General features: G+C 70.9%; 14 protein-coding genes. 7 read left to right on the plus strand and 7 right to left on the minus strand.

The features are described from left to right. Positions 1-13 precede the first annotated feature (13 nt). The 6 genes from RE027_RS03210 to RE027_RS03235 all read left to right on the plus strand — a co-directional run bounded on the left by RE027_RS03210 (position 14) and on the right by RE027_RS03235 (position 8,746). Positions 14-931: a Na+/H+ antiporter NhaA gene (locus RE027_RS03210; RefSeq protein WP_368806948.1), complete on the plus strand. Its 918-nt coding sequence runs from the start codon at positions 14-16 to the stop codon at positions 929-931. A gap of 109 nt (positions 932-1,040) precedes the next feature. Continuing rightward, positions 1,041-2,303: a glycoside hydrolase family 6 protein gene (locus tag RE027_RS03215; protein WP_368806793.1), complete on the plus strand. Its 1,263-nt coding sequence runs from the start codon at positions 1,041-1,043 to the stop codon at positions 2,301-2,303. A gap of 701 nt (positions 2,304-3,004) precedes the next feature. Then, on the plus strand, positions 3,005-4,288 hold the full coding sequence (locus tag RE027_RS03220; RefSeq protein WP_368806794.1) for a glycosyltransferase family 2 protein: 1,284 nt from the start codon (positions 3,005-3,007) through the stop codon (positions 4,286-4,288). Beyond that, the gene (locus RE027_RS03225) at positions 4,285-5,901 is read left to right on the plus strand and encodes an ArnT family glycosyltransferase (protein ID WP_368806795.1); all 1,617 of its coding nucleotides are present in this window, start codon (positions 4,285-4,287) and stop codon (positions 5,899-5,901) included. The genes RE027_RS03220 and RE027_RS03225 overlap by 4 nt, the downstream gene beginning before the upstream one ends. Before the next feature lie 56 nt (positions 5,902-5,957). Further along, positions 5,958-7,160 carry a glycosyltransferase gene (locus RE027_RS03230; RefSeq protein ID WP_368806796.1) on the plus strand — a complete coding sequence of 401 codons (1,203 nt, stop codon included), beginning with the start codon at positions 5,958-5,960 and terminating at the stop codon, positions 7,158-7,160. Continuing rightward, positions 7,160-8,746, plus strand: a complete 1,587-nt coding sequence (locus tag RE027_RS03235; RefSeq protein ID WP_368806797.1) for an ArnT family glycosyltransferase — start codon at positions 7,160-7,162, stop codon at positions 8,744-8,746. Before RE027_RS03230 ends, RE027_RS03235 begins: the two co-directional genes overlap by 1 nt. 189 nt (positions 8,747-8,935) lie before the next feature. On the opposite strand, the gene RE027_RS03240 is transcribed toward RE027_RS03235, so the two are convergent. The 6 genes from RE027_RS03240 to RE027_RS03265 form a co-directional block, all read right to left on the minus strand. Beyond that, a complete protein-coding gene (locus tag RE027_RS03240; RefSeq protein ID WP_368806798.1) occupies positions 8,936-10,855 on the minus strand; it encodes an S-layer homology domain-containing protein in 1,920 nt (639 codons plus the stop codon). Between the two features lie 402 nt (positions 10,856-11,257). Beyond that, the gene (locus RE027_RS03245; protein ID WP_368806799.1) at positions 11,258-12,046 is read right to left on the minus strand and encodes a hypothetical protein; all 789 of its coding nucleotides are present in this window, start codon (positions 12,044-12,046) and stop codon (positions 11,258-11,260) included. Then, positions 12,043-14,709, minus strand: a complete 2,667-nt coding sequence (locus RE027_RS03250) for a galactose oxidase-like domain-containing protein (RefSeq protein ID WP_368806800.1) — start codon at positions 14,707-14,709, stop codon at positions 12,043-12,045. Before RE027_RS03250 ends, RE027_RS03245 begins: the two co-directional genes overlap by 4 nt. A 209-nt stretch (positions 14,710-14,918) precedes the next feature. Next, complete coding sequence (locus RE027_RS03255) at positions 14,919-15,626, minus strand: DUF8692 domain-containing protein (protein ID WP_368806801.1); 708 nt, start codon at positions 15,624-15,626, stop codon at positions 14,919-14,921. Continuing rightward, positions 15,623-16,201, minus strand: a complete 579-nt coding sequence (gene pth, locus RE027_RS03260) for an aminoacyl-tRNA hydrolase (RefSeq protein WP_368806802.1) — start codon at positions 16,199-16,201, stop codon at positions 15,623-15,625. Before pth ends, RE027_RS03255 begins: the two co-directional genes overlap by 4 nt. Positions 16,202-16,315: 114 nt before the next feature. Beyond that, positions 16,316-16,951, minus strand: coding sequence for a 50S ribosomal protein L25/general stress protein Ctc (locus RE027_RS03265; protein ID WP_368806803.1), 636 nt, complete (start codon positions 16,949-16,951; stop codon positions 16,316-16,318). 514 nt (positions 16,952-17,465) lie between these two features. Between RE027_RS03265 and RE027_RS03270 the strand changes: the two genes are divergently transcribed. Continuing rightward, positions 17,466-18,926, plus strand: a complete 1,461-nt coding sequence (locus RE027_RS03270) for a sugar transferase (RefSeq protein ID WP_368806804.1) — start codon at positions 17,466-17,468, stop codon at positions 18,924-18,926. Positions 18,927-18,953: 27 nt separating this feature from the next. On the opposite strand, the gene RE027_RS03275 is transcribed toward RE027_RS03270, so the two are convergent. Continuing rightward, positions 18,954-20,312: a hypothetical protein gene (locus tag RE027_RS03275; protein ID WP_368806805.1), complete on the minus strand. Its 1,359-nt coding sequence runs from the start codon at positions 20,310-20,312 to the stop codon at positions 18,954-18,956. Between the last annotated feature and the right edge of the window lie 292 nt (positions 20,313-20,604).

The raw sequence follows: 20,604 nt of genomic DNA on the forward strand, positions 1-20,604 counted from the left end.
CCCGTCGTGCCAGCTGGCGGAGGGCTACTTCGGTCTGCGGGACACGCACATCGGCATCGACTTCCCTGGCCTGGACCACACCGTGGGCAAGTGGGCCTCGGAGGGCCTGCTGGTGATCTTCTTCTTCCTGGTGGGCCTGGAGCCCAAGACCGAGTTCGTCCACGGCGAGCTGCGCAACATCCGCAAGGCGATGCTGCCCGTGGCCATGCGCACCTTCCTGCTGACGCTCGCGGTGGTGGACGAGCTCATCACGATCATGATCATCGCGTTCGTCTGCACCGACGACCTCGGCGTGCTGCAACCGCTCCTGGCGCTCGTCCCGCTGGGTCTGTTCACGCTCCTGGCCCAGACGTTCCCCGGGTTCTCCATGGAGCACCACTGGGCGGCCTGGATCATCCTGCTGCCCATCGGCATCGTCACCTGGCTGTTCGTGCTGGAGGCCGGCATCCACGCCACCATCGCCGGAGTGCTGCTGGGCGTCGCGGTGCCGGTGAAGAAGGCCACCCCGCGGGTGATCCGGCAGGAGGAACCCGAGCTGGGTCTGGCCCCGGCCCTGGAGCACCGCTTCCGGCCGCTGTCCAACGGCCTGGCCATGGTCGCCGGCATCGGCTTCGCCGTCTCCCTCCTGGTGGCCGAGCTCAGCTTCGGCCTGGGCAGCGCGCACGGCGAGCACGCCAAGGCGGGCATCCTCACCGGCTCGGCGATCGCCGCGGTGCTCGGCGGCACCCTGCTGGCCGTGCGCAACGCCCACTACAGGAAGCTGCGCCTGGCGGGCGCGGCCGTCGACAAGCTGGACGCCGCCGAGGCCGGCCGCCCGTTCCGGCCCTGCCGGAGATCAGCTGTTCGCCGCCACCGGGGAGAGGACCGTCGCGCTCGCCGTCCGGTCCGTCCCGGCGCCGCAGCAGCAGATCTCGAGACTTTCGTCCATTGACGCCCCGGGCACCGCCCCAGAAACTGTCACCGAAGGGCACCGGACCGGGATCGGCCCGGTGCCTGCGCGGAGCGCCCCCACGCCCAGTGACAGTTCTGAGGATTCCCCCATGCCCGGACGACCCCCCTCCCCCGTGCCCCGAGCGGGGGTCGCCGTCACCGTGGCCCTGCTCACCGTGGCCGGTCTCGCGGGCCTTCCGGCGGCGGCGGGCATCGTGAACGGCATGACGTTCCGCGACCCGCAGCCGAACCGCGTCGAGCAGGCGCTGGACCAGGCGGCCCAGCTGGAAGCGTCCGGGAACAGTGCGTCCGCGGAGGCCCTGCGCGCGGTGGCGTCGACCCCCCAGGCGGACTGGATGGTCTCGGGCACGCCCGAGGAGGTCCGGCAGCAGGTGCGCCGAAGCACGACGTCCACCGCGGACGAGGATCGCCCGCCGGTGCTGGTGGCCTACAACCTGCCCCTCCGCGACTGCGCCCAGTACTCGTCCGGCGGGGCGGCGAGCGTCGCCGAGTACAAGGCCTGGATCGACGGGTTCGCCGCAGGGATCGAGGACCGGAAGGCCCTGATCGTCCTGGAACCGGACGGACTGGGACAGATCCCCTGGTACACCGGGACGACCGGCGAACCGGACTCGTGCCGACCCGACGGTGCCGACGGCACCACGGCGGCGGACCGGTTCGAGATGCTCTCCTACGCCGTGGACGCCCTCACGGCTCTGCCGGACACCCGCGTGTACCTCGACGGCACGCACAGCGGCTGGCTGGCCGTCGGGGACGCGGCGGAACGGCTCGTGCGGGCCGGCGTGGAGCGCGCCGACGGCTTCGCCCTGAACGTCTCCAACTTCGAGACCACCGAGAAGCAGCTCGCGTACGGCACATGGGTCTCGAAGTGCATCCACTTCGGTACGAGGATGGACCCGGGCAACTTCGCCGGGTGCGGGAGCCAGTACCACCCCGCGTCCGCGGACGACGTCTCCACGTGGGGACGGACGGACGCCTGGTACGCCGAGCACGTCGACGACGCGGCGAACGGCCCCGCGGGCCCCGGGGATCTCGCCCACTTCGTCGTCGACACCAGCCGCAACGGGCAGGGGCCCTGGACACCGGAGCTGTCCTCTCCCGACCCCCAGCCGTGGTGCAATCCTCCGGGGCGGGGGCTGGGCCGGCCACCCTCGACGGAGACGGGTCACGAGCTGGCCGACGCCTTCCTCTGGATCAAGGTCCCCGGCGAGTCCGACGGCGAGTGCGACCGCGGGCGGGGCCCGGGCGTACCCGATCCCGGGTGGGGCCTGGTCCCGCCGCCGGCCGGGGCATGGTTCCCCGAGCAGGCGCTGGACCTCGTCGAGAACGCGGACCCGCCGCTGCGGCGCTGATCCGGGAAGTCCCCGGAGGTGGGGACGGTGCTGCTGGCCGGCCCATCCGTTGGCGAATGCAACAGACGGTCACGCAGATGGGCGGACCGAGAAGAACTGTGCTCTGTTCTGGGGACGTCGTCACCGATCAGATCCCCCGACCGGCCCACAAGCGTGATATCGAATGCAACCATTCACGATGGCAACTACACATTTCCCGCACCAGCGCGGGGCCGGAAACACATGCTTATTCACATGATGCTCCATTTATGTGCGTACGCTTCGATTCGCATTCGACCGATCTCCTTGAGAACCTGAGCGCACCGGATCGTCGGGGGAACGGCGCAGAACGCGCCGGCGGCGAACCGGGACATCGACAGCACTGCCCAGCGCGGTGGCTCGGCACGGCGGCGCACCTCGCCGTCAGCGCCGGGTCCTCGCGACGTTGACCACCGCGTCCACGTCGTGAGCCGACGGGGTGGTGCGGCGGTCGATCCGTCACTCAGGGGGAGTTGCTGTGCATGCATTGATCGATCGGACGAGGAGCTGCACTTCGGGTGCAGGCACGTCCGCTGCCGTGAACCGCTCCATCAGCTCGAGCGTCCCGGGTTCGGGGGAATCCGCGCACGAGTCCTGAGGGTCGCCGACCGGCGACCTCCGGAGGGCTGCATCGCGGTCCTCCCCAGATCATCCATGTACTGAGCACCTCCGGGGGGAGAACCATGCTTGCCGTCCTGCTGTCCGCACTGGTCGTGATGATCGCGCTCGTGCTTTTCGCGATCACCACGTCCACGCTGTACCTCAACACCTACGCCTGGTGGGATCCCAAGACCCAGGAGCGCACCTTCTACGGCGGTGTGCTGGCCGAGGAGCAGCACTCCTTCTCGCTCATCATGCCGTGCCGCCACGAGGAGGAGCCCGTCATGCGGGCGACGCTGGAGGCGCTGCTGCACCAGACGCACCGGGCTGTCGAGGTGATCATCTCCGTGGGCCACGACGACCCGGAGACCGTGGCCATCGCCGAGCGTCTCGCCGCGGAGCACCCGGACAGCGTCCGCGTCAGCGTGGAGGGCAGCGCCGTGAAGAACAAGCCCCTGCAGCTCAACGCGGCACTGCTGATGTGCCGCAACGACATCGTAGGGGTCTTCGACGCCGAGTCCATCGCGGCCCCGGACCTGCTGCGCAACATCGACAGCTGCTTCGTGGGCCGCAACGCCGACGTCGTCCAGGGCGCGGTGCAGCTGATCAACTTCAAGGACACCTGGTACTCCCTGCGCAACTGCCTCGAGTACTTCACCTGGTTCCGCTCCCGCCTGCACGCCCACGCCAACAAGGGATTCATCCCGCTCGGCGGCAACACCGTGTTCATCAAGCGGCACCTCCTCAACGAGGTCGGCGGCTGGGACACCGACTGCCTCGCGGAGGACTGCGACCTCGGGGTGCGGCTCTCCACCCTGGGCCGGCAGATCGTGGTCGCCTACTCCCCCGACCTCGTCACCCGGGAGGAGACCCCGGACAGCCTCAAGGGCCTGGTGAAGCAGCGCACCCGCTGGTCGCTGGGCTTCATGCAGGTGTACGCCAAGGGCGACTGGAAGCAGCTGCCCACCCGCCGCCGCCGGGCGCTGGCCTGGTGGACGCTGATGCAGCAGCACTTCATGGCCTTCGCCGGACTGGTGATCCCCATCGCCATCATCGCCGCGGTGTGGGGCGACTTCCCGATGGCCGTGACCCTCATCGCGTTCCTGCCCCTGATCCCGACGCTGGCCACCATCGCCTTCGACGTGTGCATGCTGCACGAGTTCGGCCGCGACCACCGCTTCCGGGTCAGCGCCTACGACTACCTGCGCCTCGTGGTCAGCACCCCGTTCTACCAGCTGGTGCTGGCCTTCGCCGCCGTCCGCGCGCTGGTCAAGTTCTACCGCGGGGACTTCCGCTGGGAGAAGACCTCCCACTCGGGGGCCCACCTCACCTACGTGCAGCGCACCGGAGAGGTCGTGGGGGCATGAGCCGGACCATGACCGTCGTGGAGGCGGAGCCCGCGACCGCTCCGTCCCCGATCTCGCAGCACGCGACGGGCCCCGGGACCTGGGGCCGTCTGCGGGACGGCGCGCGCCGCGTCCCGCGCGACCGCGTGGTCCTCGCCGTCCTCGCCGCCCTCCTGGTGGCACTGGCCGTGCTGAGCGTGTGGAACATCACCGAGTCCTCGGCCTTCCAGGACGACGAGGGCACGTACACCTCCCAGGCCTTCAGCGTGCTGGAGGACGGGGAACTGGCCCCGTACACCTACTGGTACGACCACCCTCCCCTGGGCTGGATCCAGCTGGGGCTCCTGGTGTGGCTGCCCCAGCTGCTCGGACTGGGCGAGGACACGCACGTCGGCGCGGCCCGCATGGTCATCGCCCCGTTCTTCGTCGCCACCGCGGTGCTGATCTACCTGATCGCCCGCCGGATGGAGGTGCGCCGCCCGCTGGCCGTCGTGGCCGCGGCGCTGTTCGCGCTGTCCCCCCTGGCGCTGACGATCGGGCGGCAGGTCTACCTGGACAACATCGGCGTGGCCTGGCTGCTTCTGGCGTACTACCTGGTGCTCTCACCGCGCAACGCCCTGTGGCACCACATCGGCGCCGGCGTCTTCTTCGCCGTCGCGGTGCTGTCCAAGGAGACCCTCGCGATCTTCGGCCCCTCGCTGCTGCTCGCGCTGCTGAACCGTCCCTCCTGGAGCAACCGGGCGTTCTCCGTCGTCGGCTTCCTGGTCGTCGGGGGCGCCGCTCTCGCGCTGTACCCGCTCATGGCCCTGCTCCGGGGGGAGTTCTTCTCCGGCGCCGGTCACGTGTCCCTGCAGGACGCGCTGGTGTACCAGTTCCTCACCCGCTCGGGCTCCGGGTCGATCTGGGAGGCCGGCTCGAGCAGGGCCGAGCTCCTGCAGGGCTGGCTCTTCTACGACCGCCCCCTCGTCGTGGTCGGTCTCGTGGCCGCCGTGCTCTGCCTCGTGCAGCGCCGGAGCGTGTGGATCCCGGTGGGCATCGCCTTCTTCGCCCTGCCCATCGTCACGGGCGAGGGCTACCTGCCGGCCATGTACGTCATCGGCGTCCTGCCCTTCCTCGCCCTGGCCGTCGGCTGCGCCCTCAACATGGCGTGGGGACGGCTGGAGCGGGTCGCGGACCTCCAGGTGCCGTCCGTGCGCCGTGCGGTGCGCGCGGCGGGGGCGGTGACGGTCGCCTTCGTCCTCCTGGTGACGGTCGCCCCCCAGTGGGTGGGCCAGAACAGGACCCTGCTGACCCACCAGACCAACCAGGACTGGTCCTCCGCCCTGGCGTGGGCCGAGGACAACATCCCCCGGGAGGACACGGTCCTGGCGCCGTACTCGATGTGGCAGGACCTCAGCGCGAGCGGCTGGTCCGACGCCTGGAGCGTCGTGGCCACCGAGAAGGCCGATCTGGACCCCGAGTTCCTGAACCAGCACCCGGAGGGCGCGGACGCCATCGACTGGGTCCTCGTGGGCCCCTTCGTCGAGTCGAACATCGACCAGCTCGGGCTCACCACGGCCGGGGAGGCGCTCGAGAACTCGGTCCCGGTGCAGACCTTCGGCGGGTGGAGCATCCACCGCGTGCTGAACGACTAGATCCGCACCGCACCGACCGCCGCACGCAGCAACATCGTCCAGGGGAGAACACCACCATGGAACTGACCGTCATCGTGCCCACCTTCAACGAGGCGCCGAACATCGCCGAGCTCGTCCGCCGGGCCGAAGCGGCCTGCACGGGCATCGACGCCGAGATCGTCTTCGTGGACGACTCCCGGGACCACACCCCCGACGTCATCCGGACCACCGCCGCCAGGAGCACCGTCCCGGTCCGCCTGATCCACCGCGACGACCCCGTCGGCGGCCTGGGCGGCGCCGTGATCGAGGGCGTCCGCTCCAGCCGGGCGGTGTACTGCCTGGTCATGGACGGGGACCTCCAGCACCCGCCGGAGATGATCCCCGTCCTCTTCGACCGCCTCCGGGCGGCCGACGCCGAGGTCGTCGTCGCCTCGCGCTACTGCGGCAACGGCGGCGACGCCGGCGGACTGGCCAACGGCACGCGGCGACTCGTCTCGTCCGGTGCCACGCTGCTGTCCCGGGCCCTGTTCCCGCGCCGCCTCGAGCACTGCAGCGATCCCATGACGGGCTTCTTCGGCTTCCGTCGCTCGGCCGTGGAGGTCGAGCGGCTCAAGCCCACGGGTTTCAAGATCCTGCTGGAGATCCTCTGCCGCCACCGGCTGCGCGTGCTGGAGGTGCCGTTCGTCTTCGGTGAGCGGTTCGCCGGGGAGTCGAAGGCATCGTTGAAGGAGGGCGTGCGCTTCATCCGTCAGCTGGCCGGTCTGCGCTTCGGCCGGATCGCCGGCTTCGGGCTGGTGGGAGGGATCGGCGCCGTGCTCAACCTCCTGATCATGGGCGTGCTCGTGAGCCTGGGCGTCCACTACGTCGTCGCGGCGATCGTGGCCGCGGAGATCACCATCCTGACCAACTTCCTGATGCAGGAGCGGATGGTGTTCCACGCCCAGCGGCAGGGTGCGGGCAGCCTGCGCCGCCGGTTCCTGCACTCCGCGGGCTTCAACAACGTCGACGCGGCCGCCCGCCTGCCCCTGCTGTGGCTGCTCGTGGAGTTCGCGGGCGTGCCCAGCCTGCTGGCCCAGGCGGGCACGCTGGTGGGGGCCTTCCTCCTTCGGTACCTCTACCACTCGCGCGTGGTCTACGCCGACGTCTCCCCGGTGGCGCAGCCGGTGCCCGTCCGGGTCCCGGCGAGCGCTCGTCCTCGTGCGGACGTCCGGCCCGGCGCCGTCGAGCACCCGTCCGGGGGCGGGCGCCCCGCGCTCCTCCTCGACGGGACGGCATCCTGATGGCCACGCAGACACCGGTCCGCCCCGGAAGGCTCATGTCGGTCGTCTCCACCCGGCCCGAGCGGGCTCCGCTGCGTCTGCCCGGGAACCGTCCCGGTCCGGGCGTCGACGGCATCACCGTGCTGGTGCTCTGCGTGGTCACGGCCGTGCTCGGCGCGTGGAACCTCACGGGCGCCTCGCCCTACATGGACGACGAGGGCACCTACACCGCCCAGGCCTTCAGCGTGCTCCGTGGCGATCTGGCACCGTACACCTACCAGTACGACCATCCTCCCCTGGGCTGGATCCAGCTGGGCGTCCTGGCCTGGATCCCCCAGGCACTGGGCCTGGGCGACGGCACCTACGTGGGCGCCACCCGGTTCGCGGTCCTTCCCTTCTTCGTGGCCACCGTCGTCCTCACCTACCTGATCGCCCGGCGGATGCGGGTCCAGCCGCCCCTGGCGGTGCTGGCGGCCGCCCTGGTGCTGCTGTCCCCGCTGTCGCTGACCCTGGGACGGCAGATCTACCTCGACAACATCGCGCTCCCCTGGCTGCTGCTCGCCTTCTACCTCGCGCTGAACGAGCGCAAGGCCCTGTGGCACCACGTCGGCGCCGGCGTCTTCTTCGCCCTGGCCGTGCTCTCGAAGGAGACCATGGCGGTCTTCGGCCCGGCCCTGCTGGTGGCCCTCGTCAACCGGCCCACCTGGTCCAACCGCGCGTTCTCCGTGGTGGGCTTCCTCGTGGTCGGCGGACTGGTCCTCACCTTCTACCCCCTCATGGCCCTGCTCAACTGGGAGCTGCTGGCCGCCCCGGGCCGCGTGTCGCTCCAGGAGGCGGTGGTCCTCCAGCTGATGGAGCGCAACGGCTCCGGAGCGCTCTGGGACGACGGCTCCGACCGCGCCACCCTCCTGCAGGGCTGGCTGCACTACGACCAGCACCTGATCGTGGGCGGCGTCCTCGCAGGACTCGTGTGCCTGACCCGCCGCAGCAGCGCGTGGCTCCCCGTGGCCGTCGCGGTCTTCTCGCTGCCCGTGCTCCTTCCCGACGGATATCTGCCGGCGATGTACGTCATCGGCATCGTGCCCTTCCTGGCGCTGTCCGTGGGGGTCGCCCTCCAGATGGTGTGGAACCGGCTGCTGCGCACGACCCCCTCCTGGCGGTCCCGGGCCGGCGCGGCAGCGCGGGGCACCGCCGCGGCGGCGCTCGTGGGGACCGTGGGGCTGGTCCTCGCACCGCACTGGATCGCGCAGGACCGCGACCTGCTCACCCAGGAGGCGAACACCGACTGGTCCTCGACCCTCGCCTGGGTGCAGGAGAACGTCCCGGCCGAGGACACCGCCCTGGTCCCCTACGCGCTGTGGCAGGACCTGAACGCCGGCGACCACGAGGACCCGTGGAGGACGGTGGCGATCGAGAAGGCCGACCTCGACCCGCAGTTCCGCGTGGAGCACCCGGACGGGTGGAAGGACGTCGAGTGGGTCGTCCTCGGCCCCGCGACGGAGCGCACCGTCCAGGACCTCGGCCTCGACACCGCACGGCGGGCGCTGGACAACGCCGTGCCGGTGCAGAGCTTCGGCGACTGGACCGTGCACCGCGTCCAGGGCTGACGCCCGGGTGCACGGCACCGTGCCGCGCTGCGCAGCACCGCACGACCCAGCAGGAAGCCCCGCGAACCGTTCCGGTTCGCGGGGCTTCCTCGTGCTGCGGAGCGGTCGGTCCCTCGCCTCGACGACGGGAGCCGCCCTCCCGGTCGCCAGGGCCGACGGGCCTGCCGGACGACTGTGACCGGTGGTGGGTCAGCCGTTGAGCCGGCTCACCCGGACCGGCACGGAGGAGTCCGTCCGGGTGCCGTTGCCGAGTTGACCGTAGTGGTTGCCGCCCCAGGCCCAGAGGGTGCCGTCGGCGGTGAGCGCATACGCGGAGCCGTAGTGGTGGACCTCAACGCTCTGGACCTCGGACAGCCCGGCCACCTGGACGGGCAGAGAAGAGTTGGCCGTGGTGCCGTTGCCCAGTTCACCGCTGACGTTGTGGCCCCACGCCCGAAGGGTGCCGTCGGCCGTGATCGCGTAGGCGGAAAAACCGTTCGTCTCGATGCTCCGGACTGCGGAGAGACCGCTGACCTGCACCGGAACCGAGGAGAGCGGTGCCGTGGTGCCGCTGCCCAGTTGGCCGTAGGCGTTCGATCCCCAGGCCCAGACCCTGCCGTCCGTGGTGAGCGCGTACGCGGAGGTGTGCTCCGTTTCCAGGCTCTCGACGTCGGACAGCCCGGTGACCTGGACGGGCACGGAGGAGTCGGCCCTGGCGCCGTTGCCCAGCTGCCCGGCGTAGTTGCCACCCCAGGCCCAGACCGTGCCGTCGGTCGTGAGTGCGTAGGCGGAGTCCCGTGCCGGGCGGAGGTCCTCGACGTCGGACAGTCCGTCCACCTGGACCGGTACGGAGGAGTTGGTCGTGGTGCCGTTTCCGAGCTGACCGAAGTTGTTCCGGCCCCAGGCCCAGACCGTGCCGTCCGCCCGCAGCGCGTACGCGGTGAAGTGGTCTGCCGCGATGCTCCGGACGTCGGACAGCCCGGTGACCTGGACGGGTGCGGAGGACTCCGTCGTGGTGCCGTCGCCGAGTTGACCGAAGCTGTTGGCGCCCCAGGCCCAGACCGTGCCGTCGGCTCGCAAGGCGTACGCAGTGGAGGTGTTCGTCGCGAGGCTCCGGATTCCGGACAGTCCGGCCATCTGGACCGGCACGGAGGAGTCCGTCATGACGCCGCCCCAGACCCAGACCGTGCCGTCCGTCCGCAGCGCGTACGTGGCGGAGATGTTCGTCTCGAGGTTCTCGACGTCGGAGAGCCCCGCCACCTGGACGGGCACGGAGGAGTCCGTCGTGGCGCCGTTGCCCAGCTGCCCGAAATCGTTCCTGCCCCAGGCCCAGACCGTGCCGTCGGCCCGGATCGCGTAGGCCGAATCACCGCTGTTGACGATCTCAGTGGTCGGGGCGTCGCGGCCCGGCAGAAGCGGGTCGATCCGGTAGAGGAAGGCCGCCATCTGATCGCGCAGCACCGGCCGATAGGGGCCGAACAGCCTGGTGCGCTCGGGCCCGGACCACCCGGTGGACACCCCGGTGGCGGCCAGCCAGGAGATCTCCTCGTAGAAGCCGTGGCTGGTGGGTATGTCGGCGAACGGTGAGATCGCCGGCGCCTCGAAGGCCGGGGACCCGGCCATCCGGTACAGGAAGGCCGCCATCTGATCGCGCAGCACCGGCTGATAGGGGCGGAACATCTTGGTGCCGTCAGATCGGGTCCACCCGTTGGAGATGCCGGCCTGGGCCAGCCAGGAGATCTCCTCGTAGAAGCCGTGGCTGATGGGCACGTCGGCGAACGGCGAGGTCGCCGGGGCCTCGAAGGCCGGGGAACCGGCCATCCGGTACAGGAAGGCCGCCATTTGATCGCGCAGCACCGGCTGATAGGGCCGGAACAGCCTCGTGTTCTCGGGTCCGGACCACCCGGTGGAGACCCCGGTCTGGGCCAGCCAGGAGATCTCCTCGTAGAAGTCGTGGCTGGTGGGCACGTCGGCGAACGGCGAGGTCACCGACGCGGCTCCGGACGGTGCCTGCTCGCGCACCGGTGCCGCCGTGCCCGGGGCGAGACCGACGGTGCCGAGCAGCATCAAGGCCACCAGCATTCCGACGACCGAGCGAATGAGGATCAGGGGCGATCGAGAACGACGCATGGCCACGACTCCTTGCCGGCAAGGGCGCCGACCGCAGAAGAGGCAGGAGGGCCGGCGAGTGCTTTCACAAACGCTACCGGTGGGTACCTGCCGATACCCGCGTATGACGACCACCACTTCTGTGTGACGGGAACCCGAGCGCCTTTCACGGCGACCGCTGGACCAGCGCCGGCTCCCGACGCCGGCCCGTGGAAACCGCGCCTGTGCACACGCCCGTCACCACGCCGACGCAGGAGGAGCCCCCATGCCCAGCGGAGCATGGCGAGGCAGCCGCCGACAGCGGTGACCGCGTCGTCGCCCCCTCGTCCGGCTGCCCGGCGGGACGCCTCCGGCAGCACGGCCGCCCAGCAGGAAGCCCCGCGAACCCTTCGGTTCGCGGGGCTTCCTCACCGTGCGGAGCGGTCAGTCGCCCGCGCCGCAGGCAGTGCCGTCCTCGTCGGTGTCCAGGCCCTGCGGGTCCACCCCGGCCTGCCGGACCGCGATGCCCTCCGGGAAGAAGGTGCGCACCTCGGCGCAGTCCCAGTGGTGCGGCATGGAGCTCACGTCCTGGCCCGCCTGCTCCATGTCCCGGACGTGCTTGGCGAGGCTGGGCGGGACCGTGGGCAGGCACTGCCCCGCCTCGCCGTACTCCGCGAGGCAGCCGCCCGGGGCGGTGTCCGCGTCGTGCACCTGGTCGGGTGCCACGTCGGCGCGCCGGGTCAGGCCCTTCGTCCGGTCCAGCGCTTCGCCCGACCTGCCCCGCGCCCCCTCGCCGTTCTCCGGCTCCTGTCCCGCGGCTCGTTCCAGGCCGTGGGCCTGCGCCTCCTTCGCCCGCGGCGCCGACGACGGCTCCCGCGCCGCCGCCTCCGCCAGGCTCCCGCTCGGCTCCCGGGCCGCACCCGGTTCCGGGGACGTCCCCGGCCTCCGGTCACCGGCAGGGGCGTCGGCACGGGCATCACCCTTCGGGGCCGCCTTTTCGTCCGCCGCCCCCGCGGCCGGGCCCGCGCCCTGACCTGCGCCCCGGCCCGGAGCGTCGGCAGGGCCTGCTCCCGGCGCCGGGCTCGGACTGCGGTCCGCGGCCACGGTCGGCGGCAGGCCACCCCACCTCTCCGGTTCCGCGGCGACCACCGTGGCGCCGACCGCCAAGGGCACCACCAGGGCCGCTCCGGTCAGCAGTGCCAGCCGGCCGCCTCTGCGCTTCTGTGCACTCATGAGATCCACACCCACTTCGCTTCGCTGGGAACGCCCTTCGCGTCGAGCACCGTCAGCATGTAGGGACCGGGGGGCAGCAGGTTGGGGTTGTCCGGCACCTGCACCGTCCTGGTGCTCCCTTCCCCTGCCAGGGGCAGGTCGACGAGCCGGGCATTGGTGTCGGTCTGGTGCGTGGCGGACATCGGCGCCATCAGGGACGCGGAGACCACCTCGCCCCCCACGCCGAGCTCGAGGACGTCCCCGTGTCCGGCGGACTCCGGGGTCTGCAGGATCTGCGGCCTGTCGCCCTGGAACAGGTACGGCGGGCTGTAGACGGAGATCCGGAAGTCGAAGGAGTTGTCAGCGGGGTTCGAGCCGAACACCGCCACGCGGCCGTCGGGCAGCAGGATGGAGGACGAGTGGTAGTTGCGTCCCACGGGGTCCGGGTCGATCGACGTCCAGCTGTTGGCCTCCGGGTCGTACAGAGCGGCGGTGAGCACGTCACCGCTGCGGTTGTACTGGGCGCCGTTGGCCGCCAGGACCGTCCGGTCGGGCAGGTTCACCAGGTTGACGTAGGCCTTGCCGGGACCGGGCAGGTCGGGCCCCGGTTCGTACGCCGGGGACTCCTGGTTGAGGTCGATGATGTCGACGAGGTTCGTGGCGGGCAGATTGGTGTCCGTGTTGCCGCCGCCGACGATCATCACCCGCTGGTCCTGGGCCGGTCCGATGAACACGGATCCCGCCTGGTCCCGCAGGTCCTTCTCCCGGAGCCCGGGGACGTCCCAGATCGCCGCCTTCTGCCAGTCGTAGAGGGAGGCGCCCGTGCCCGGCAGACCGTTGCCGAAGGTGTGGCCGCCGCTGTAGAACATCTTCCCGTCGTCCAGCAGGTACATGTGCGGGTAGGTCCCCCAGTAGCTCCAGGTCTGGGGAACGCTGTTCTGCGGCAGCCAGCTCATCGAGGAGGAGTCGAACATCTCGGTGAGCACGGTGCCCTCGGCCTTCTCGTCGAGGCCACCGGCGGCCCAGATGTCCCCGTTCCCGAGCTTGGTCAGCGACGGGTACCAGTGCGCACCGGCCATGTCGCTGATCTTGTGGAACGTGTTGTCCGCGGGGTCGAAGTAGTAGCTCTGCTTGGACCCCTTGAACGTGTTGGGGCCCGCGTCCTCCTCCGGGAAGGCCATCGTTCCACCCGCGAGCAGCACCTTGCCGTCCGGGAGCGTGACGTGACCGGCGCAGAACATGTCGTACGGCACCGGGATCTCGGTGAACTCGTTCGTGTCCGGGTCCCAGACCACCGCGCGGAAGGTGCCGGCGGCGAACTGGTTGCCGTCGTTGCCGGACCCGGCGATGAGCAGCAGCCGTCCGTCGTGCAGCAGGGTGGTGTGGATGGCCCGGATGGGCAGCTCGGTCTCGAGGACGTCCCACTGACCGGCCAGCTCGGGCGACTGCGGTAGAGGCGCCGGCTCGGTCTCCACCGGCTGCAGGGAGTAGTTCGTGGTCTTCAGCTCGCCGTCGCCGGACAGGGAGATCCCGAAGGACACCCGGTCCACGCCCGCGGGCAGATTCTCGATCCGGGCCTGGGCGGTGGTCCACTCCGCGCTGGGCGGGAGCATCTTCAGGTCCGTGTGGTACTTCCATCCCTCGGCCGTGTGCACGAACACGGTCACCGAGTTGCGGTCGCTGGTCGACTTGTAGTCCACCGACAGGTCGTAGCTCTGCCCCGCGGCCACGGTGGGCGCGCAGCCCTCCGTCTCCGCCTGCAGCAGCTTGGCGTCGCCGGAGGCGTAGCCGCTGACCTGCAGCGAGTAGGAGCGGGCACCCGTGGGCGACCCCGCCGGCACGTCGGTGTCGAGCTCCTGCTGGAGCGTCCTGTCCCCCCAGCCGGCCGGCAGGAAGCAGGTCGGGACCCCGTCGCCCGTGGCCAGGGCCCCGTTGACGACCAGCTCGCCGTCGCCCGGGCTCGGCGGCGGCGTCTCCGCCTGCACCGGCTGCAGGGAGTAGTTCGTGGTCTTCAGCTCGCCGTCGCCGGACAGGGAGATCCCGAAGGACACCCGGTCCACGCCCGCGGGCAGGTTCTCGATCCGGGCCTGGGCGGTGGTCCACTCCGCACTGGCCGGAAGCATCTTCAGGTCCGTGTGGTAGCGCCAGCCCTCGGCCGTGTGCACGAACACGGTCACGGAGTTGCGGTCGCTGGTGGACTTGTAGTCCACCGACAGGTCGTAGCTCTGCCCCGCGGCCACGGTGGGCGCGCACCCGGCCGCCTCGGCCTGCAGCAGCTTGGCGTCGCCGGAGGCGTAGCCGCTGACTTTCAGGGAGTAGGACCGGGCACCTGCGGCGGAACCCGCCGGCACGTCGGTGGACAGCCCCTCCTGCACCGTCCGCTCGCCCCAGCCGGCCGAGAAGAAGCAGCGGGGAGCACCCTCCCCCTCCGCCAGGGAGCCGTTGACCACCAGTTCCTCGGCCTGCGCCGCGGTGGTCTCGGCTGCCGGCACGACGGGCGGCATGAAGGCCAGGGCCCCGGAGACCCCCGTCGACGTCAGCGCGACGGCGGAGCCGGAGATCACCGAGGCGGCGAGCCACACGGACCGGGAGGCCCCGGCGTTCCTCCGGTACGGGCCCCGCAGGCCCGGGTTCTGAGCGCGTCCGCCGTGCGGCGCGGGGACCGGTTCCCCTCCGCGTCCCACAGGCGGACGTGCGAATATTCGATGCATCCGGAATCCCCCGATTCCCTTGACGACAGGTCCCGGGCGTCCACAGGATGCCCCCGCGCCCAGGATCATGAAACGGCCACCATGGCCTGTGCGAATGCTACTTCACTTCTGGGAACGCGAGCCAGCGCGGTCCGTCATGCGTCGTCGTCGCAGGAGAAGATGTCCGGCACGGCACGGCCGGGTCACGGGCGGGAGGCGGTGAGGCGCAGGGCCTGGACGAGCAGCAGCGTCGTGGTCAGCAGCTTCACCGTGATCCGCACCAGCGCCACCGCCTCGCCCTCGGGGCCGTCGAGCAGTCCGGGCCGGGCGAGACCCAGCAGCACGTAGCCCACGGCGACGAGCACGAACGGCACCACGGTGGTCAGCAGCGTCCAGGACGCGGCGCGTGCGGCCGGCGCGCTCCGGCGGTGCAGGCGGACCAGCCCGCCGACCAGGAGGAGCCCGGACACGGCCCAGAAGAGCAGGCCGCCGAGCTCCTGGGCCGTGGTCGCGCCCAGCGAGGGCACCAGCCGGTCCAGGGCGAGGCGGGCGCCCACGCGCTCGTGGATCCGGAACAGGTCGTCGGCGAGCAGGAGCAGGAGGATCCCGCCCCACGCGGCGAGCACGCGGCGCGCCGGGCCGCGCAGACCGTCCCCCAGGAGCAGGACGGCCGCGGCGCCGAGCTGCAGAAGGCCGAACAGTTCGACGAGGGAGCCGTCCAGGCCGCCGTTCCACAGCGCGGGACGGCGGAACGGGAAGAACGAGCTGCCGTCCGGGTCCAGCACGGAGGCGCTGCGGTGCAGGACGTGGGTGATCAGGAGCAGGGCGTCGAGCAGCATGGCCACGGCCGCGACGCGCACGGGCCACAGCTCAGCAGGTTCCCGCGTCCACGGCCCGCGGGCGGGAGTCACCGGGCGTGGAACTTCTGCTGCGCCTCGAGCAGCCCGTTCTCGACGAGGTGCTCGACCGCGTCGGCGGCGTCGTCGAGCAGGAACGGGAGCTCCTTGGCCTCGACGGTGGAGAACGGCTTGAGCACGAAGGACGCGGCGTCCATCCGCCCGGGCGGGCGGCCCACACCGACGCGCACCCGGTGGTAGTCCTTGGTGCTCAGCGCCTTGGACATGTCCCGCAGGCCGTTGTGCCCGCCCTCTCCCCCGCCGATCTTGAGCTTGAGCGCGGCGAAGGGGATGTCGATCTCGTCGTGCACGGCGACGATCCGCTCGGGGGCGATGTCGTAGAACTTCGCCAGCCCGGCCACGGGCCCGCCGGAGGTGTTCATGTAGGTCATCGGCTTGGCCAGGACCAGCCGCGGCCCGCCCGGGCGCAGCCGCGCCTCGAGGACCTGGGCGCGGGCCTTGTGCGTCCTGAAGCCGCCGCCGAGCCGGGAGGCCAGCTCGTCGAGGACCATCTGTCCCACGTTGTGCCGGGTGCGGGCGTACTCGGGTCCGGGGTTGCCCAGTCCCACCACCAGCCATGCGTCGGACATCGGTGCCTCCAGAGAAGTCGGGGTCGGGGGATCGGAGCGGTCATGCGAAGTGCGGGGCGGCCGGCGGGCCGCCCCGCACTTCGGGGATCACGAGGATCGGTCGAGCAGGAAGGCTCAGGCCTCGTTCTCGGGGACGACGTCGCCCTCGGGGCCCTCGGCGGCCTCGTCGGCGGCCTCGGCGCCCTCGGCCGGGGACTCACCGAGGTCCTCGACCTGCGGGGCGGCGACGTTGACCACGAGCAGCTCGGGGTCGGAGACCATGGTGACGCCCTCGGGCAGGCGGACGTCGGCGGCGTAGACGTGGTCGCCCACGTTGTGGCCGTCGAGGTTGATGGTCACGTGCTCGGGCGTGTTCAGGGCGTCGGCCTCGACGGTGAGGGTGTTCTCCTCGACGTTGTGCACGGCGCCGACCTCGACCTCGCCGATCACGTGCACGGGGATCTCGACCTCGACCTTCTCGCCGCGGCGCACGGCGAGCAGGTCGATGTGCAGGATCTCCGGGCGGGTGGCGTGACGCTGGACGTCCTTGACCATCACGAGCTCGGTGCCGCCGTCGAGCTGGAGCTCGAGCACGGCGTTGCGGTTGCGCACGGCCAGCATGGTCTCGTGGCCGGGGATGATCACGTGCTTGGGCTCGGCGCCGTGGCCGTAGACGACCGCGGGGATCTGGTTCTGGGCGCGGATGCGGCGGGCGTAGCCCTTGCCGAAGTCGCTGCGGCTCTGGGCGGGGATGCGGATGGTGTCGGCCATGGGAACTCCTCGGAATCGGGTCTGTGGTCATTTCGGCCAGGCGATACCGGCCGCAGACCCTCCCCCGGCGTCTCGGACGCCGTGCGACACGTCCGTCAGGACGTCACCGCACAAGTGGGGACGGGAACGTTCAACCAGCCGTCGTCGATCACGGGACCCGGAGGGGTCCCCTCGCCTTGGCAACCGCACCAGGGTAGCACGGTGGCCGGAAGACCCCGGCCGGTCCCGGATACCGCCTGGCAGGGAGCGGATGGGCCCGCCCCGGGCGACGCCGCCGCCGCCCGCCTCGCACGTCGGAGAGGACCGGCAGCACCCTCGGCCCTTGTCCCCCAGCCGGCGGGCACCGGCCCGCCGGGGCGCCCCGGGCGGCCCGTCACGCAGTGTTCATCCCGTGTTCTCATCGATGTGCACTTGTAAAGTCATCGACAGGGGGCCGGAACCACGCCGGGGGGCGTAGGGGAGCGTTCCGGCCCCCACACACTCGGGGGGAGTAAGACACGTGCTCAAGAGGAACATGACCGTACGACCCGCCGCCTGGCGGGACACCCACATCAGGAGCCTGCGCCGCGTGGACGCGGCCGCACTGGCCGCCACGCTCGCGCTCACGCAGCTGGTGCGCTTCGGCCTCGAGCCGGAGGTGCTCCAGTTCGGCGGGCTCACCGTGCCCTACTGGCTGGTGGGCGCGCTGCTCGGCCTCGCCTGGTGGGGCTGGCTGGACCTGCGGGGCGCCCGCGACGTCCGGCTGATCGGCTACTCGGTGGAGGAGAACCGGCAGGTGGTCTCCGCCACGCTGGTGTTCTTCGGCGCCCTGGCGATCCTGTCCTACGTGCTCGGCGTCCCGATGGCCCGCAGCTACGTGGTGCTCGCCCTGCCGCTGGGCGTCGTGCTCCTGCTGGTCGCGCGCGGTCTGGTCCGGCAGGGGCTGGCCCGCCGGCGCCGGGCCGGGGAGGCGATGTCCCGCACCTTGGTGGTGGGCCGCGTGCCGGGGGTCGTGGAGATGCTCGGGACGCTGCAGGAGCACCCCGCCGCGGGCCTCGACCCCGTGGCGGTCTACGCCCCGTCGTCGGGCACGGCCCTGCCCCGGCACCTGGCGAAGGTGCGGATGCCGCAGAACATGCTGCCCGCCGGCGAGCGCCCCTCCGTGGAGGGCATCGTGGCCGCGTGCCGGGAGCACCGGATCGAGACGCTGGTGATGGCCGCGAGCGCGCCGCTGAGCTCGGAGGAGGTCCGGCACCTGAGCTGGCACCTGACCGACGCGCACATCCGGCTGGTCCTGGACACCGGGCTGACCGACGTCGCGGGGCCGCGGATCCACACCCAGCAGCTGGCGGGCCTGCCGCTGATCCACGTCTCCACGCCGCGGATGAGCCGCTCGCGGCTGCTGCTCAAGCGCCTGGTCGACGTCGTGGGGGCGAGTGCCGCGCTGGTGGTCCTCTCCCCCGTGATGCTCGTGCTCGCCCTGGTCGTGCGCACGCACGACGGCGGACCGGCGCTGTTCGCCCAGGAGCGGACCGGCCTCGACGGATCCGGCTTCAGGATGCTGAAGTTCCGCTCGATGTACCTCGACGCCGAGGAGCGCAAGGCCGAGCTGATGGCCGCCAACGACGCCAAGGGCGGGGTGCTGTTCTTCATGGAGAACGACCCCAGGGTCACCACCCCGGGCCGGTGGATGCGCAGGTACAGCCTCGACGAGCTGCCGCAGTTCCTCAACGTGCTCAAGGGCGAGATGTCCCTGGTGGGCCCACGACCGCCGCTGCCCTCCGAGGTGGCCATGTACGAGGAGCACGTGCACCGCCGGCTGCGGGTCAAGCCGGGCATCACCGGGCTGTGGCAGGTCTCGGGCCGTGACGACCTCGAGTGGGAGCAGGCCGTGCGCCTGGACCTCTACTACGTGGAGAACTGGTCCCCGGTGCAGGACTTCGTGATCATGCTGCGCACCGTCAAGGCCGTGGTCGCCAAGGAGGGCGCGCACTGAGCCCGCGGCGTCGGACCGGTCGGCCGGTCAGTGCCGTCCATGGGAGCGGGACCGCCGGAACCGCAGACGGGAACGGCGCCGGGCCAGTCCGACGCGGGCACCACGCACGACCACCAACGTCGCAAGGACGGTGAGCAGCACGACGGAGTAGATGAGGAAGTGGAAGCGCACGCTCTGGGGCGCCAGGAGCACCTCCTCCTCGCGCACGAAGTTGTACGCGTCAGCGGTCACGGAGATGACCGTGAGAAAGGCCAGCACGACGACCACCGCGTTCAACGACGACTCGCGCCGCGCGCGCACTTCCTGCGTCTCGGCCGCCTGCACCTCGTAGAGCACCGTCACGGAGTCCTGCAGCAGCTGCTGGCTGCGCTCCAGCTGGGCCGACTCCCAGAACCTCCTGAAGTAGTCCCGGTCCTCGTCGGCCTCCGTGACGCGTTCGACGTTGGTCAGCGTGACCACGGCCAACGCCACCGTGCGCAGTCGGTTCAACTCGTCCAGGTCGCGAAGCTTCACCTTGGCATCCACGTAACGCTCGACCTGGGAGTTGATCTCCTCGTCGAAGATCTTGCGGAACGCCTGCAGCGCACCTTGGAAGACATGAGCGATCCGTATGCACTCCCACAGGCGCTGGAGTTCTTGTTGCGGATCATCCTGCCCCCGGGGCCGTAGGACACACGCCGCCCACGAGTAAAATAGCGTTCCGTGGTACTCGAACTCGATGCCGTCGTCGGGGTCGACGCCGAGTGCACTCAGCAGGCGCTTCTCCTCGACCGCTGAGTCCTGCGCCACGTCCACGACGGTGGTGAAAGCCCGGAACAGCGTCGACTCGTAGCGTTCTCCGGACCGGCGGGTCACGGGCCCTGCTCTCCGGGTGAGCACCGCGAAGTCCTGGCGAGAGGGATCGACTGCCCCACGCAGATGGTCCTTGGTCGCCGCCAGCACCTGAAGGGCCACATCCGGTCGATAGGCGGCGAACTCCCAACAGTTGAGCATGCCGGCCACGAGGTCGATGTCGACGTCGTCGTGCGAGGTCTCCAACCACAGGAACGCCGTCCCGATGGAGAAGACGGTGACCGTGCACCGGGTCACGACCACCTTCTCGATCAATTCCTGAATCCGGGCACGGAACTCGTCCCGCTCCACCCCCATCCCCGGGTGCCACCCGGTTTCCGTCACCGGGCGGGACAGCTCCTGAATGCTGAGGTGACGCCAGCGCTCGACCAGGTCCCGGCCCGGTCCGTCGAGATCGCGAGTGGTCCCGTTGCCGAAGGGATTGTTGACACCCACCCACTCGATGTCCGGATCCGGGTTCCGCTGTGCCGGCAGAAAACTGTCGTCGCCCAGTCCGTAGGAGCATCCCACGTCGAAGGTGGCGATGATGCTCATCCGCATCGAGGCCTCCACTCTGTCCGGGTCAGCACCGTGGTCGGGAGTGGGAACCACGGCGAGGAGTGCGAGAGGGAGCATGGCAGTTCAGCCGTGACTCGTGCGTTACTCGCCACGCCGCCCACCCGGTGCAGTTCGCTGACCACCGAATAACGCGTCAATAACGTGGGCGGTCCAGAGTGGTAGCTGGACACCTACCGGCCTGCGTGCCGCGGACCCGGCCAGTCCCCTGAGGCGGCGGCACCGCGTGCGCCGGGCCGAGCACGGTGACCTCCACGACGGAACACACCGG

The sequence above is a fragment of the Kocuria sabuli genome, from assembly GCF_040981185.1.
Taxonomy (GTDB): domain Bacteria; phylum Actinomycetota; class Actinomycetes; order Actinomycetales; family Micrococcaceae; genus Kocuria; species Kocuria sabuli.

Coding starts and splice junctions, on each gene's coding strand:
- RE027_RS03245 (WP_368806799.1), bottom strand. CDS start 12,046: ATGAGTGCACAGAAGCGCAGAGGCGGCCGGCTGGCACTGCTGACCGGA.
- RE027_RS03265 (WP_368806803.1), bottom strand. CDS start 16,951: ATGGCCGACACCATCCGCATCCCCGCCCAGAGCCGCAGCGACTTCGGC.
- RE027_RS03240 (WP_368806798.1), bottom strand. CDS start 10,855: ATGCGTCGTTCTCGATCGCCCCTGATCCTCATTCGCTCGGTCGTCGGA.
- RE027_RS03235 (WP_368806797.1), top strand. CDS start 7,160: ATGGCCACGCAGACACCGGTCCGCCCCGGAAGGCTCATGTCGGTCGTC.
- RE027_RS03215 (WP_368806793.1), top strand. CDS start 1,041: ATGCCCGGACGACCCCCCTCCCCCGTGCCCCGAGCGGGGGTCGCCGTC.
- RE027_RS03270 (WP_368806804.1), top strand. CDS start 17,466: ATGACCGTACGACCCGCCGCCTGGCGGGACACCCACATCAGGAGCCTG.
- RE027_RS03230 (WP_368806796.1), top strand. CDS start 5,958: ATGGAACTGACCGTCATCGTGCCCACCTTCAACGAGGCGCCGAACATC.
- RE027_RS03225 (WP_368806795.1), top strand. CDS start 4,285: ATGAGCCGGACCATGACCGTCGTGGAGGCGGAGCCCGCGACCGCTCCG.
- RE027_RS03220 (WP_368806794.1), top strand. CDS start 3,005: ATGCTTGCCGTCCTGCTGTCCGCACTGGTCGTGATGATCGCGCTCGTG.
- pth (WP_368806802.1), bottom strand. CDS start 16,201: ATGTCCGACGCATGGCTGGTGGTGGGACTGGGCAACCCCGGACCCGAG.
- RE027_RS03275 (WP_368806805.1), bottom strand. CDS start 20,312: ATGAGCATCATCGCCACCTTCGACGTGGGATGCTCCTACGGACTGGGC.